The sequence below is a fragment of the Bulleidia sp. HCP3S3_C9 genome, from assembly GCF_052064035.1.
In the GTDB taxonomy this organism is placed as follows: domain Bacteria; phylum Bacillota_I; class Bacilli_A; order Erysipelotrichales; family Erysipelotrichaceae; genus Bulleidia.
Genome location: NZ_JBQHWJ010000001.1, coordinates 1 through 14365 on the forward strand (window position 1 = coordinate 1; position 14365 = coordinate 14365).

Genomic DNA, 14365 nt, shown 5'->3' on the forward strand with positions numbered 1-14365 from the left:
GTAGCCAAATATATTTTTAAATCTCATCCAATGACCCGCAGACAGATTACGAATGCTTTGAATGCTGCTTTTCCTATTTTTGCTCAATAGTGAATCTGATGGTTAATTATGAAAAATATTAACAAAAAATTTATTACAAAATATATTTGCTGATTATAAATGTAGAACTTGAAAAAAAAGAAAAATTTGCTATATTGTAGATGGCTATGAAAGCTATTAAGCCACGTGTAAAAAAAAGGGAACTGCTGGAACAGTTCCCTTTTTCAATACCTAGGCTGATCTGCTATTTTTTTTCGACTCCATCCAGCCATTTACAGATATAGTACGAAACAACACCTGCTACGACGGAGCTTATGAAAGCTATTAGATACTCCACGTGTACTCACCTCCTTTCCAGAGGTCGGGAGGAAGCCGACTCAATAATGATATCAGAAAGAAGATCACAGGTCCTATGAATAGAGAATGTAATCAAAAAAAGGCAAAAAAATTCATTGATAATATAACGTAACCAAAGAGCCTCTTGGCCTTTGATTCTTTTTTGCCCTGGTATGTTTGTTTTAGAGAGATATTCATAACAATGTTGCTCAGGAGTAAGATTTCCGCTGATGCATTGATCAAGTTCCCTTTGATCATCTTTGATAAATCAATGATTTCAGGAATTAAAAAACAAATCTTATGGAAAAGCTGTTAACTTTCGCTAAAGATTTGTTTTCTTGAATTTTCAATTAATATCACTAAGAATTTATTTCTCTTAACTTAATGACATTGTGAATTTCACTTCTTTTTTAGTCTTTAGGCATTTGATTAAAGTGACCACGTATTTCTTTTGTACGCACACAATTCACAAATGCTTTTGGATCAATTGCGAGAATGTTGCTGACAATTGCTTTTTCACTACTCTCATTGATTACAGAATAGATCATCTTTCTCTCATCATTCTTGTAAGAACCTTCTCCTCTGATGATCGTTGCACCATGTTGTGTAATAGCATGAATCATCTCAGAGATTTCATCTACTTTATTTGAAATAATAAACAAAGTCACCTGCGCATAATTTCGATATAACAAATGAATTGTCTGTGTTGATACATATTGGAAAATAATAGAATACAATGCTTTATCCCATCCAAATAAGACACCTGCCGTAATCAAGATTACCGCATTCAATCCAAGAACAAGGTTAAATCCATCCACATTATATCTAGATGAAAGAAAGATTGAGATAAAATCTGTTCCTCCTGTTGTTGTATCAACCATCAAGCATAAAGATATCGCTAGTCCATTCAACATTCCACCAAATACACTGATCAATAAAATATCTGAAGTTAATGTATACTTTGGAATCATATCTACAAGTACACTGTTTAACAGAATCATAAACAGAGAAAACAATGTAAAATTTTTACCAATATATTTAAATCCGATATATACAGGTAATGCATTCCAGAATACATTTACAAATGTATAGCTGATTTCAATATTGAAAAACTTTTGAAGAATTGCCTGTGTAAGAATGGTCAATCCCGTTGCACCGCCTGGATACAGCCCACCATTTCTTACCATAATTTTTATGTTCAGCGACATAATAATTGCCGCAATCACTACCATAAATGGTCTTAAATATTGTATTCGTTTTTGTTCTTTAAATGTCATAGATACCTCACCGCATGACCATTGTAACCCTTATTCAAGCCAGTTCCAATTAAAAAAGCAGATGTTTCCATCTACTTGTCTTCAAATCCAACAATTGGGATCTGTGTTGTGTCTTCTCTTTTTGGAAATTCCACATCTACCACTCTGGCAACTTCAATGTTGTCTCTCATTAAACCATTAATTAATACTATATGCGCTGGTAATGAATCCCCTTGAAAATCTTCTGGATTCCCAATATATCCAGCATGAACAGATCCATCGTCCAAGGTCACCTGTATAAATTTCTGAATTAAAGCTTTCATCAGTTCTGCATTTGTCATTGCCATGTTTTATACCTGTACGCCTGCGCCTAATTCTTGCAGGGAACCATTTCCTTTCGCTTCTATTCCTTCAACAATAATGGAAGGATTTTTTCTTTTTAAATATGCCACAAATCTTTGTGCTTCTTCTTTTGAAATTGTTGTCATTGGTACAATTTCATCTTTTACAGATAGTTCTAATACCTGTTTTCCTTTTTCTTCATTTAGAAGTACTACTTTACTTACGGTGCTGCTTCTAACTTCACGAATATCTAATCCCTTTGTACAAAGCATACGATCTTCTAAAATCCATGAGCGATCAACAACACCACCCTTTTCATATTCCACTAAATCTTTCACTTGTTTCAATTGCTTTAATACATGCAGCTTATCTTTATAATAGAAAGCTAACACGCAAGCTAACAATATAATAAATATGAACATCAATGTATGAAATACCGCCAGCTTTTTTCTTGTTTCAATAAATGCAGTTATAAATATCAGCATTGGAATCCCAAACATAAAGAATGCATATTTCATACTGATCAATCCATAATAAAATCTTTTTATCATGTATCTATTTTATCACATAAGTCTAGTATTCATCGCGCTTTAAAATGTTTTCTGAAATAAATTTATTCTTTTCATATCAAAAATAGTGACTATAATAGTTCACGTATGAAAAATAAACAGATGTCAGAAACATTTCTACTCGCTATGATCATCACATTTTCTGGTGGTCTACAAGATGCATATACTTATTTCGCTAGAAATAAAGTATTTGCGAATGCTCAAACAGGAAACATCGTTTTAATGGCATCTAAACTGTCTGATGGACAATATGCTGATGCTATCCGTTACGTATTTCCTCTCCTGTCATTTGCATTAGGCATCTTTGTTGCGGAACAAATCCAAGGATACTATAAAGAAGCAAAAAAATTACATTGGAGGCAAACAATCTTAATCTTGGAAATCGTTTCTTTATTTGTATCAGGATTTTTCAATGAAAATGGAAATCTTTATGCGAATTGTCTTGTATCTTTTTCTTGTGCAATGCAGGTACAGGCATTCCGCTCCGTACATGGCTATCCATATGCAAGTACAATGTGCATTGGTAATATGAGAGCAGGTGTTTCCGCATTCTCTCATTGGATGAGAACAAAGAATGAAGAATCTTTAAAAAAGGCGCTACATTACATTGGAATCATTATCACATTTGCATTGGGTGCTACGGTTGGATATTCTTGTATTCTTTACCTTGGTATGAAAACGATTTGGATTTCTTCAACGTTATTACTGATAGGATTCTTAATGATGTTTGTACAGGACACAGAAAGAAGTAGATAATTTCTATTTCTTTTTTGTTATAATGCCTATTGACAATAGGAGTATCTATGAACAAATATAAAGCAATCATTTATGATATCGATGGAACAATTTTAAATACGTTAAATATGAACATGTACCCACTGCTTCAAATCATCAAAGAAGAAACAGGAGAAACATGGTCATTTAATCAGGTCTTAAAGTTTGCTGCTTATCCTGGCATGAAAGTCATGGAAGAATTAAAGGTTAAAGATCCAGAAGCAACATATGCTAGATGGTTCAAATATGTCAATGCATATGAAGAAGGTGCAACGCTATATGATGGGTTTATGGATGTATTTGAAGTATTCAAGAAAAATCATATCAAACAGGCAATTGTATCTGCCAAAACACACAAACAGTATGAAATAGATATCTGTTCTAAAGGCATTGATCAATATATGGATACTGTTATTCTTGCGGAAGATACTACAAAGCATAAGCCAGATCCAGAACCACTTCTAAAGTGTATTGAAAACTTAAACGTACCAAAAGAAGAAATCATCTATATTGGAGACGCACTATCTGATCAACAGTCATCTATCAATGCAGGTATTGATTTTGGATATGCAAAATGGGGAAGTGTTTCCACATCCCCATTACACGGTACATATACATTCGAAAGTCCCACTAATCTTCTCAAATTATTATAAGTTTTAGTTTTTTTTCGTAATCTTTGTCAATGAAAGTACTACAGCGATGATCATGATCACACCGCCAAGCATAGCTACTGATCTAGCACCAAATGCATCCATAACAAATCCTGAATATGATAATGCCAGAATACCAGAGAAACTACCATACATCGCATCAGATAAACTGTGCGCTGTATTTTTTAATGTGGAAGGAACATTTGCTTCTACGATTTCTCTTTGTGTTGGAAGCATAATTCCATAACTCATATTTGAAAATACTGTTCCAAGAATAATCATCCAAGGATTCACCGCAAAGGCTACAAGTCCCATTGTGATAAAAACAGTCAGTGTCATTAAGAATAGTCTTACATATGTAGGTATCCTTTTCAGATTTCCTGAAATAAAGATAAACAATGCCTGTACCATAACCCCTAAGAAGGAATCCACACCAAGCAATCCAACATCTCCACCAACACTCTTTAAAATAACAATCTTTAAGTTATTCACTGGTGCTATTGCTAAACCTGTAAAGAAAACGGTTACAAGCATAAACATAAAAGAACCAATGTGCAATAGATCTTTTACACTGCCACTGCCAGAATGTATTACAACATTTTCAAAAGGAACTTCTTTAATCATAAACGCAATGATCAAAACAAGGATTGCAAAAAAGAAAGTTCCAACAGGAATCATTTGATACCCAATTGCATTAATCAACATTCCCATAAACAATGCCGTAACCGCATATCCCATAGAGCCAATAGCTCTAGCTCTGCCATATGCAGAAGCATCTTTATGAAAAGAACGAAGCATCCACGTATCTAAGTTACTGCCTAATGGTGAAGATAAAAAACCAAACAAAGGATATAAGATTGTTGATACCCAGATATTTTTTTCTGCCATGAAATAAATAATGAAGGCAATTATGATTGTAGCGATATATTCTGGAATAAATATTTTTTTATTTGTTCTTGCTTTATCACAAATACCTCCCCAGAAGAATGCACCAATAAAAGATGCTCCCATAAAACACGCAAGCATGATAGACAATACCGCATTATCCATGCCGCATGTTAATAAATACGTCGTAATAAACCCTACAAAACATGCATAAAAAGCCCAATAAAGACTATCCATGATTGCGAAACTAAAAAATGTTTTTTTACTGATTTGTTCCATGTTTCCCCTTTTTTCCTGATCACCCTTAACGCAGAAAATTATAACAACGTTTCTTGCCAGGAACAACGAAAGTGCTTACATTTCTTCTGGCTTTCTTAAATAATGCACACCACTATATGCCGCCTGAACATTTTCTAAAACAATAAATGCATCTTGATCAATTGCTAATATGCTTTGTTTTACATGATTCACTTTATCATATGGCATGATACTTACGATGACACGCATCTTTTCTTTTGTATAGCCTGTTTCTCCATGTAAGATAGAACACCCGCAATCTCTTTCATGAAGAAGCATATCTTGAATTTCATCTTCTTTCTTGGAGAAAATCATGATCTTAACTTCATTGTTTTCTTTTGTCAGAATCAAATTCACCATATAAGAAGTAATAAAAATCATTACCACACCATAAATAGAGAACATCAGATTCTCTATTTTTATTTGAAACACCAATACAAATACATCAATCAAAGCCATTGCTGAAGCTGTCTTAATATTAAAGTACTTGTTCAGAATAACACCAATGATGTCAAATCCACCACTGCTTCCATTTCCTCTTAAAATTAAACCACTGCCGCTGCCAAGCAAGATTCCGCCAATCAATGTACCCAGCAGCAAGTCTTCTTTTAAACAGTCCAGTACTGTAATGTTCTGTGCAATTTCTAAAAAGACTGGAAATAAAATAACAGACAAAAAGGAATTCATCGCAAACTTTTTCCCAACAAAAAAGTAAGCCAATGCAAATAATATTAAATTCACTGCCAATACAATAATACTAATGGATATTGGTAATATACCATGTAATACTTTTGCCAAACCAGAAACGCCGCCTAACGATAATCCTAGTCTTAATGCAATTGTTCCAATTCCCAAGGAACAAATCATATTACCCACAACAATAAAAAAAGTATCTTTAATTTGTTTCATACCCATTACTCCTGTTATCTATTACGTGGTACTATTATACATGAGGTAAACATTATGGATAAAACTACATATAATTTATATTGCGAAATATTGAAATCAGAATTAAAACCAGCAATGGGATGTACAGAACCAATTGCAATTGCTTTAACTGCTTCGAAAGCAAAAAAATACATAGATGAAGAAATCACTTCTGTAGAAGTATGTGCTTCTGGAAATATCATCAAGAATGTAAAAAGTGTTATTGTTCCACATACCAATGGTTTACGTGGAATTCCTGCTGCAGCTGCTGCAGGTATCGTTGCGGGTGAAGAAGAAGCTGAATTAGAAGTTCTTTCTTCAATTACAGATTCTCAACAAAAAGAAATTGTTTCATTTCTGAATCGTGTTCCTTGTTCTGTTACAAAATCAACTTCCGATTACATTTTAGATATTGCGGTAACATTACATTCAGCTAACCATACAGTCTATGCAAGAACTGCACAATACCATACAGGGCTTTGCTTAATTCAGGTAGATGGCAAAACAATCTTTGAAGCTCCAATTGCGAAAACAACTTCCAGTATTGATCATTCCATTCTATCTATGGAAGGTATTGTTGAATTTGCGAATACATGCAACTTAGAAGATGTCAAAGAAATACTAGATACACAGATTACCTACAACATGGCAATCAGTGAAGAAGGTATCACTGGAAAATATGGTGCTGCAGTTGGCAGAACATTACTTATGGCATACGGAGATTCTCTTCACAACCGTGCAAAAGCATATGCTGCTGCAGGCAGTGATGCACGTATGAATGGATGTGAATTACCTGTTGTCATTAATAGCGGTTCTGGCAACCAGGGAATTACTACTTCTGTTCCTGTGATTATCTATGCAAGAGAATTAGGTGTTTCAAAAGAAAAACTATATAGAGCATTATTGATTGCAAACCTGACAAGCATTCATTTGAAGACTGGTATTGGCTGCTTAAGTGCATATTGTGGTGCAACAAGTGCGGGCTGTGGTGCTGGCGCTGGAATCATGTACCTCTATGGTGGAGGTCTCAATGAAATTTCTCATACAGTCGTCAATGCATTGGCAATCAATTCTGGTGTTGTTTGCGATGGTGCAAAAGCCAGCTGTGCTGCTAAGATTGCATCTGGCGTTGAAAGTGGATTGCTTGGCATGCAGATGTATAAACATGGTAAAGAATTCTACCGTGGTGATGGTATCGTTGGTGGAGGCGTTGAAGCTACAATTAAAAATGTAGGTCACCTTGCACATGACGGTATGGCAGAAACAGATAAAGAAATCATTAAAATCATGCTTGAAATGAAATAGGATCTAACCCAATCAGGTTAAATCCTATTTTTTTCAGTTTCCTTTGATAGATATTCTCAAGTGATGTTTTTCTTTTGTCAGCAGGAACTCATCATGTGTTCTTGCGCCCCATGTATTATCACCAGCAATTCCCATTTGTTTTTCATTGATACTTAAAACTGTTTCATATGCCTGTGGTAATTCCCACTGGTGTTTTGCGTTTTCTAATACGAATGGTGAATATGGAAGTACGGAGCATTCAAACATATTTCCTTGAATCAACAATGCGTGCCTGTCTGAATGAACATCTAATTCTCTTATATCTGTACGATTACCACATTCCTGTGGATAAAGATATGGTGTTAGATTTTCTTTTACATTGTATGTATATTTTCCTAGCACTGCACCTTTCTTTCGATCAATATAGTTTTCTTCTGGTCCATTGCCATAGTAAGATACTTCATCTAAATCTGTATATGTCTGTAACAAGATACCAAAAACTGGCATTTCAATATGATTTTCAAAAGCATCTAAATACATATCTGCAACAATTTCACCATCTCCATAGACTTCATAGTTCATATGTAATGGATGATCTTCCATGGATGGTAATGCATATTCATAGGAAACAATACAACGATTCTCTTCTTTGACTGTGTTGATATATTTACACTTTGCATACAGACTATTCTGCAGCCACTGTCCATAGCGATAGCCATATCCATTTTCAACATCATTATTTGTTGCAGCTCTAAAGAAATTTGGTCTGACAGGCATTCTGATAAATTCATGTGAATGCACTTTATAAGACACTAAACCCTTTGATTTAGAGAAAATGACATTACCGCCTTCAAAAGATACACCTACATTTAAGTAATCTTCATTGATTGAAAGTGGTGTCCATACATGATGTTCTTCTCTTTGGTATGGATATACATATTGTTCATGTGCATATTCATGACCATCTTTTTCAAATGTTACCACAACAGAATACTCATGTTTTTCATCCACAACAAATGGATTCTCTATAGTAATACTTTCATTTGCTTCGCAAGATAAATGATATATTTCCTTCTTCACTTCTTTTCCATCAGCATACAATATTACAAACGTATCAAATTCATTTAAATTTGTAATGAGATAACGATTTGTAATTGTAATTTCTTTTGCATTGATTTTTGTATCAATGAACTGGTAACAATATTTCACTTCCTGCAGTTTTGGTGTTGGTGTTCGATCCGCAAACATAATTCCATTTCCACAGAAATCATAATCACTAGGTCTTTCATGGAAGTCTCCACCATAGTACAGCTTTCCATCATGTAGAATCGCCTGATCTACATAATCCCAGATAAAACCACCCTGATATTGAGAATACTTCTTTTCAAGATCCGTATACTTATATAAAGTACCATTACTATTACCCATCGCATGTGCATACTCACATAGAATAAATGGTTTTTCTGTATGTTTCTTTAGATATTCTTCAATATCCTTAGCAGGTGTATACATTCTAGATACCATGTCTGTTGTATCTGGATATCTTGTATCTGAAGAAACACCTTCATAGTGGACAAGTCTTGATGGATCCACACTTCTAAAATATTCACTCATTTCAAAGATATCTTTTCCGCCATACGATTCATTTCCACAAGACCAGATCAAAATACTTGGATGATTCTTATCTCTTTCATACATTGACTTGGCACGGTCTAATACATTTTCCAGCCATTTTGGATCATCATTTGGAATGATATGTTCTTTGTCAAAGAATTCAGACCATGTTCCATGTGTTTCCAGGTTTGTTTCATCAATAACATAAATTCCATATTCATCACATAAGTCATATAAGAATGTCTGATTTGGATAATGTGATGTACGAATCGCATTGATATTATTTGCTTTCATGTTGAGGATATCTTGCTTTGTTAAGTCATAGGATACAACTCTGCCACTTTCGCAGCTGAATTCATGACGATCTACACCATGGAATACAATTCTCTTTTCATTGATATACATAATGCCATCTTTCAATGCAAACTTACGAATACCAACATGTTCGCGAACACATTCAATGATCTTATCTTTCTGTTTTACAAGAATTTCTACATGATATAAATATGGTTTTTCAGCATACCATAAAACAGGATCATCCACTTCAAATACACATGTATCATTTGTAACTTTACTTTGAAGCAATGTATGATCTGCATCAAATAAACGATACTCTAATGTATAGTCTTCGTCTGCTTCCATTACAGGTGCAACAATGATTTTTGGATGTTTGAGATCATTCACATCTTGTGTGATCTTTAAATCATTGACATGTACAAAAGGAACAGATTGTAATTCCACGCTTCTAAACAGGCCAGAAAATCTCCAGAAATCCTGATCTTCCAGCCATGAACCAGATGTAAAACGATAGACATTCACTGCTACCTTGTTTCTTCCTTCATGAATATATTCACTAATATCAAATGCACTTGGTGTAAAGCTATCTTCACTATAACCAACAAATGCACCATTGATCCATAAAGCCATACCACTTTCTGCACCATGGAATACAATCCTCGTTTTTGTATTTTCTTTTAAAATAGAACTGTCAAAATACGTAACATAGCTGCCTACTGGATTATGTTCAGGAATTTCACCAGGCAATAATTGTTCACTTCCACTCCAAGGATAGATCTGGTTTACATACATTGGTGTTCCATATCCCTGCATCTGTATATGAGACGGTACTTGAATATCATCCCATGTACTGCAGTCATACGATTCTTTTTCAAAACCTTCGATGACTTCATTGAGAGCATTTGCATAATGAAACTTCCATGTACCATCTAATACATGAATGAAACTGCTCTGTTTCTCTTTTTCATTTGCATAATAATGATGTGATGAATGTGCTTTTAAACGATTCACTTGAAATATTTCTGGATTACTTAACCAAGATAAATTCATACGTAATTCCTCCATACTTCTACTATATTCTCTTTACGAGATAATCTTTATGGATTAAAGTATTTCTAACAGGAAAAAAGTATAAATCATACTTTTATCAAGATTCTATGAAAGACTTAAAATCAATACTAAAAAGTTTTTATTTATTATCTGGAATGAATATGACAATTTTTGATATTCATCAAAATGTTGTTGTTTCTTATCCTGACAAGAAATGTCCATTGTGTTATTTACTGGATCAATACAAAGATGCGAGAAATAAATGTACTAAGTGTGATATGGAAGCTATGGAACATGTTTTTCAATCATCTCAAATTTATGTTTATAAATGCTGGTGTGGCCTATATGAAGCAATTATGCCTCTGTATACCTATGGGCAGCTTACTGGGTATCTTATGCTTGGTCAGGCAATCGATGCAGATGAAGATACATCTAATGTAGAAATACTTGCCTCTCAATATATTCATGACACTAAAGAATTAAAAAAAGCAATGCATCGAACATGCAAACACACAAAAGCACAAATTAAAGCATTAGGAGAGCTTGTTGATATTTGTGCAGAATATCTATCGTTAACAAATACAGTGAATGTTCCTAGCAGTGATCTTGCGGAAGCTATACAAAGTTATCTTATTAAACACTACATGGAACAAATTACGATAGATTCACTTTGTTCGTATTTCAATGTATCAAAAGCAACATTACATACTTACTTCAAGAAGAAATATGGAACTACAATTCATCAAAGATTACTATCTATTCGTTTGAATGAAGCTAGGAAACTATTAGAATCAACAAATGCTTCCATGAAAGATATTTCTCATACAGTAGGATTTCTAGATGCAGATTATTTCTCCAAAGCATTTAAGAAAAAATATCGGATATCACCTACAGATGTAAAAAAGGAATGCAGAAAATAATGCATTCCTCTTCATTTATTCTGAATAATTTATTAGCTCAATATGATGTTTTTCAATATATTGTTTTACAGTATCGCTACATAAAATATCTAATTCTTTGAACGTTATAGCTAGACCATCGATACAGATCAGAATCAACAATTCCTACATGTACATAATGATGAGAATCAATATGATCTGGGTTTGTTAATGACGGGCAATTGGTTTGTGGTTTCCCTTATATCAGATTCAATTGCAGTCCAACACCAATCCCAGGATTTTCTTTCATCATAATAACTGCTTTCTGAATATATGCACTATTTACCAGTGCTGTTGTTAATCTTAAAATTCCTTGTTGATAAGCAATTACAATCGCTTCATTCACTCCCTTGTATATCCAAGGTCATCACAATTCATAATCACTTTCATAAACTTTCCTTTCAAAAAAAAAGATATACATATCGCTATGTATACCTTATTTCAGATTCTTAACTTCGATTCTATTCAAGGCTTTCTTCAATGCAAGCTCAGCACGCTTGAAATCAATATTTGGATCATTTGATTTCAAACGTTCTTCTGCTCTTCTCTTTGCATTTTCAGCTCTAGCCAAATCGATATCTTTCTTATTTTCAATGGAATCTGTCAGAATTTCTGCAAGATTTTCTCTGAAGTAAAATAATCCTCCAGATACTGCATATGTTTCTCTCACTCCATCTTCAATAGATGTCATTGTACCAATCTTTAACATTGTTACAAGTGGCATATGATTCGCCAATACACCTTGATTACCATCTTCCGTTTGAATGTTAATGATTGGTGTATCAAATTCCTTATATACACCAAGTGGTGTTACGACGCGAACATGTAGTTGACTCATTTTAGTGACTCTGCTTTCTTAACAACGTCTTCGATCGTACCTACAGACAAGAATGCTGCTTCAGGCAGATCATCATATTTACCATCAAGAATTTCCTTGAATGAACGAACTGTATCCTTCACAGGTACATATACACCCTTCATGCCAGTAAACTGTTCCGCAACACTGAATGGCTGAGACAAGAAGTTTCTGATACGACGTGCACGGTTAACGATTTTCTTATCTTCTTCACCAAGTTCATCCATACCAAGAATCGCAATGATATCCTGTAATTCTCTATATCTCTGTAAAATTTCCTGTACTTTTCTAGCGACCTGATAATGTTCTTCACCAACAACAAGTGGATCAAGCATACGAGAAGAAGATCCCAGTGGATCCACTGCTGGATAAATACCTAAAGCAGCGATAGAACGATCCAATACAAGTCTTGCATCCAAGTGTGAGAATGTTGCGGCTGGCGCTGGGTCTGTCAAGTCATCCGCTGGAACGTATACACACTGTACAGAAGTAATAGAACCATCCTTTGTAGAAGTAATTCTTTCTTGCAGCTGTCCCATTTCTGTTGCTAATGTAGGCTGATAACCTACCGCAGATGGCATACGACCTAATAACGCAGATACTTCAGAACCTGCCTGTGTGAAACGGAAGATATTATCAATAAATAACAATACATCCTGATGTTCAACGTCTCTAAAATATTCAGCCATTGTAAGAGCACTCAACGCAACTCTCATTCTGGCACCTGGAGATTCATTCATCTGTCCATATGTAAGAACAGTGTTCTTTAATACTCCAGAATTCTTCATTTCATAGTACATATCGTTGCCTTCACGTGTTCTTTCACCAACACCGGCAACAACAGATCTGCCACCATGTTCAATGGCAATATTATGAATTAATTCCTGTTCAAGTACAGTTTTACCAACACCTGCACCACCGAATAAACCAATCTTACCACCCTTTGCATAAGGACATAATAAGTCGATAACTTTGATACCTGTTTCTAAGATTTCGTTTTGTGTTGTCTGTTCAGCAAATGTTGGTGCTTCACGATGAATTGGCATCTTTTGATCTGCCTTTACTTCACCAAGACCATCAATTGCTTCACCTAGAACATTAAACATTCTTCCAAGAACTGCATCACCAACAGGAACTTCAATTGGTTTTCCTGTATCGATACAATCCATTCCTCTTACAAGACCATCTGTTGAAGACATAGCGATACATCTAACAACATCATCACCAACATGTTGTGCAACTTCCGCTGTCATCTGCTGGCCATCATCTGTTTTAATTAAAATAGCGTTTTTAATGGAAGGTAAATGTTCTGCATCAAAGCGAATATCTACAACTGGTCCAATAACTTGTAGTATTTTTCCTGTATTGCTCATAAATGCCTTCTTTCTTATACTGCACTGCTTCCGCCAACAATCTCAGTAATTTCCTGGGTAATAGCGGCTTGACGTGCTTTGTTATATTCAAGCTGTAATGAGGAGGACAGATCATCAGCATTATCTGATGCTGTTTTCATCGCAACTCTTCTACTTCCTTGTTCACTTGTTGTGGACTCCATCCAGTTTGAATACGCAACATTCGTAACCATCATTGGAATTAAACTATCCAAGATAGAAGATGCGTCCGGTTCAAATAAAGTTTCTACTGGAAGCTTGTTAGACTTTTCCTTTACCTTTTCTTTCTTTACTAAGACACAAGGTAATAAAACATCAATATCTGGTGTAAATGTCATTGTATTGACAAACTTTGTATATAAGATCTGCACTGTACCAGCTTTACCATCCTGGTACATATTGATACAGGATTCCATCACTTCTTTTAATTCAGAAAACGTTAGTTTATCACTAGAAATGATTTCATCATTCATCACGTGATACCCTTTTTCTTTAAACTGGGAATACAGTGATGTGCCAATCACATAGATTGGATCTTCTTTCTCTAACACTTCATTTGCCATTTTCATGACATTCGCATTATAGCCGCCACATAAGCCAAGATCAGATGTAAATACAATTGTTACCTTATGTGGATTGTCTGTTTTAACTACATACTGACTTTCCGCATCCGGATTATTCATAACAATTTCATCAACTGTATCTTGAAGCTTCTGTGCGTATTCACGATTGGCTTCCATCTTGCTTCTAGAACGAACAAGTTTAGCATTGGCAATCATTTCCATTGCCTTTGTGATCTTACGGGTAGACTGTACAGACTTGATACGCGTACGCAACGCCTGTCTAGACTGGCCAGCCAT

The 14365-nt window shown here is 34.7% G+C and carries 14 protein-coding genes; 4 read left to right on the forward strand and 10 right to left on the reverse strand.

Annotated features, from left to right (window positions below; all coding sequences use genetic code 11):
* Nucleotides 1-785: 785 nt before the first annotated feature.
* The 3 genes from ACTND6_RS00005 to ACTND6_RS00015 form a co-directional block, all read right to left on the reverse strand.
* On the reverse strand, nucleotides 786-1652 hold the full coding sequence (locus ACTND6_RS00005; RefSeq protein ID WP_441020769.1) for a YitT family protein: 867 nt from the start codon (nucleotides 1650-1652) through the stop codon (nucleotides 786-788).
* Between the two features lie 71 nt (nucleotides 1653-1723).
* Complete coding sequence (locus ACTND6_RS00010) at nucleotides 1724-1978, reverse strand: hypothetical protein (protein WP_441020771.1); 255 nt, start codon at nucleotides 1976-1978, stop codon at nucleotides 1724-1726.
* Nucleotides 1979-1981: 3 nt separating this feature from the next.
* Nucleotides 1982-2524, reverse strand: a complete 543-nt coding sequence (locus ACTND6_RS00015; RefSeq protein WP_178176610.1) for a hypothetical protein — start codon at nucleotides 2522-2524, stop codon at nucleotides 1982-1984.
* A 105-nt stretch (nucleotides 2525-2629) separates the two neighbouring features.
* Here ACTND6_RS00015 and ACTND6_RS00020 point away from each other — a divergent pair, with 105 nt between their 5' ends.
* Nucleotides 2630-3298 (forward strand): YoaK family protein, encoded by a 669-nt coding sequence (locus ACTND6_RS00020; RefSeq protein WP_441020774.1) that lies wholly within the window; start codon nucleotides 2630-2632, stop codon nucleotides 3296-3298.
* A 47-nt stretch (nucleotides 3299-3345) separates the two neighbouring features.
* Nucleotides 3346-3969, forward strand: coding sequence for an HAD family hydrolase (locus ACTND6_RS00025; RefSeq protein ID WP_441020775.1), 624 nt, complete (start codon nucleotides 3346-3348; stop codon nucleotides 3967-3969).
* 3 nt (nucleotides 3970-3972) lie between these two features.
* On the opposite strand, the gene ACTND6_RS00030 is transcribed toward ACTND6_RS00025, so the two are convergent.
* Nucleotides 3973-5130: an MFS transporter gene (locus tag ACTND6_RS00030; protein WP_441020777.1), complete on the reverse strand. Its 1158-nt coding sequence runs from the start codon at nucleotides 5128-5130 to the stop codon at nucleotides 3973-3975.
* Between the two features lie 75 nt (nucleotides 5131-5205).
* Nucleotides 5206-6057 carry a YitT family protein gene (locus ACTND6_RS00035; RefSeq protein ID WP_441020779.1) on the reverse strand — a complete coding sequence of 284 codons (852 nt, stop codon included), beginning with the start codon at nucleotides 6055-6057 and terminating at the stop codon, nucleotides 5206-5208.
* Between the two features lie 54 nt (nucleotides 6058-6111).
* Here ACTND6_RS00035 and ACTND6_RS00040 point away from each other — a divergent pair, with 54 nt between their 5' ends.
* Nucleotides 6112-7380 carry an L-cysteine desulfidase family protein gene (locus ACTND6_RS00040; protein WP_441020781.1) on the forward strand — a complete coding sequence of 423 codons (1269 nt, stop codon included), beginning with the start codon at nucleotides 6112-6114 and terminating at the stop codon, nucleotides 7378-7380.
* A gap of 33 nt (nucleotides 7381-7413) precedes the next feature.
* Here ACTND6_RS00040 and ACTND6_RS00045 read toward each other — a convergent pair whose 3' ends face one another.
* The gene (locus ACTND6_RS00045) at nucleotides 7414-10320 is read right to left on the reverse strand and encodes a glycoside hydrolase family 2 TIM barrel-domain containing protein (protein ID WP_441020783.1); all 2907 of its coding nucleotides are present in this window, start codon (nucleotides 10318-10320) and stop codon (nucleotides 7414-7416) included.
* Between the two features lie 107 nt (nucleotides 10321-10427).
* Here ACTND6_RS00045 and ACTND6_RS00050 point away from each other — a divergent pair, with 107 nt between their 5' ends.
* Nucleotides 10428-11240, forward strand: a complete 813-nt coding sequence (locus ACTND6_RS00050) for a PocR ligand-binding domain-containing protein (protein WP_320078952.1) — start codon at nucleotides 10428-10430, stop codon at nucleotides 11238-11240.
* A 217-nt stretch (nucleotides 11241-11457) separates the two neighbouring features.
* On the opposite strand, the gene ACTND6_RS00055 is transcribed toward ACTND6_RS00050, so the two are convergent.
* From ACTND6_RS00055 to atpG, 4 genes are all read right to left on the reverse strand, one after another.
* Nucleotides 11458-11604 carry a hypothetical protein gene (locus tag ACTND6_RS00055; protein WP_441020785.1) on the reverse strand — a complete coding sequence of 49 codons (147 nt, stop codon included), beginning with the start codon at nucleotides 11602-11604 and terminating at the stop codon, nucleotides 11458-11460.
* A gap of 90 nt (nucleotides 11605-11694) precedes the next feature.
* Nucleotides 11695-12096, reverse strand: a complete 402-nt coding sequence (gene atpC, locus ACTND6_RS00060; protein WP_178177003.1) for an ATP synthase F1 subunit epsilon — start codon at nucleotides 12094-12096, stop codon at nucleotides 11695-11697.
* Nucleotides 12093-13487: a F0F1 ATP synthase subunit beta gene (gene atpD, locus ACTND6_RS00065; protein WP_441020787.1), complete on the reverse strand. Its 1395-nt coding sequence runs from the start codon at nucleotides 13485-13487 to the stop codon at nucleotides 12093-12095. The genes atpC and atpD overlap by 4 nt, the downstream gene beginning before the upstream one ends.
* Before the next feature lie 14 nt (nucleotides 13488-13501).
* Nucleotides 13502-14365, reverse strand: a complete 864-nt coding sequence (gene atpG, locus ACTND6_RS00070) for an ATP synthase F1 subunit gamma (RefSeq protein WP_441020789.1) — start codon at nucleotides 14363-14365, stop codon at nucleotides 13502-13504.

Excerpts from the sequence above, each read along its gene's own strand:
- atpD (WP_441020787.1), bottom strand. The coding sequence starts at position 13,487 with ATGAGCAATACAGGAAAAATACTACAAGTTATTGGACCAGTTGTAGAT.
- atpC (WP_178177003.1), bottom strand. The coding sequence starts at position 12,096 with ATGAGTCAACTACATGTTCGCGTCGTAACACCACTTGGTGTATATAAG.
- ACTND6_RS00030 (WP_441020777.1), bottom strand. The coding sequence starts at position 5,130 with ATGGAACAAATCAGTAAAAAAACATTTTTTAGTTTCGCAATCATGGAT.
- ACTND6_RS00025 (WP_441020775.1), top strand. The coding sequence starts at position 3,346 with ATGAACAAATATAAAGCAATCATTTATGATATCGATGGAACAATTTTA.
- ACTND6_RS00015 (WP_178176610.1), bottom strand. The coding sequence starts at position 2,524 with ATGATAAAAAGATTTTATTATGGATTGATCAGTATGAAATATGCATTC.
- ACTND6_RS00035 (WP_441020779.1), bottom strand. The coding sequence starts at position 6,057 with ATGAAACAAATTAAAGATACTTTTTTTATTGTTGTGGGTAATATGATT.
- atpG (WP_441020789.1), bottom strand. The coding sequence starts at position 14,365 with ATGGCTGGCCAGTCTAGACAGGCGTTGCGTACGCGTATCAAGTCTGTA.
- ACTND6_RS00005 (WP_441020769.1), bottom strand. The coding sequence starts at position 1,652 with ATGACATTTAAAGAACAAAAACGAATACAATATTTAAGACCATTTATG.
- ACTND6_RS00020 (WP_441020774.1), top strand. The coding sequence starts at position 2,630 with ATGAAAAATAAACAGATGTCAGAAACATTTCTACTCGCTATGATCATC.
- ACTND6_RS00040 (WP_441020781.1), top strand. The coding sequence starts at position 6,112 with ATGGATAAAACTACATATAATTTATATTGCGAAATATTGAAATCAGAA.
- ACTND6_RS00010 (WP_441020771.1), bottom strand. The coding sequence starts at position 1,978 with ATGGCAATGACAAATGCAGAACTGATGAAAGCTTTAATTCAGAAATTT.
- ACTND6_RS00045 (WP_441020783.1), bottom strand. The coding sequence starts at position 10,320 with ATGAATTTATCTTGGTTAAGTAATCCAGAAATATTTCAAGTGAATCGT.
- ACTND6_RS00050 (WP_320078952.1), top strand. The coding sequence starts at position 10,428 with ATGAAAGACTTAAAATCAATACTAAAAAGTTTTTATTTATTATCTGGA.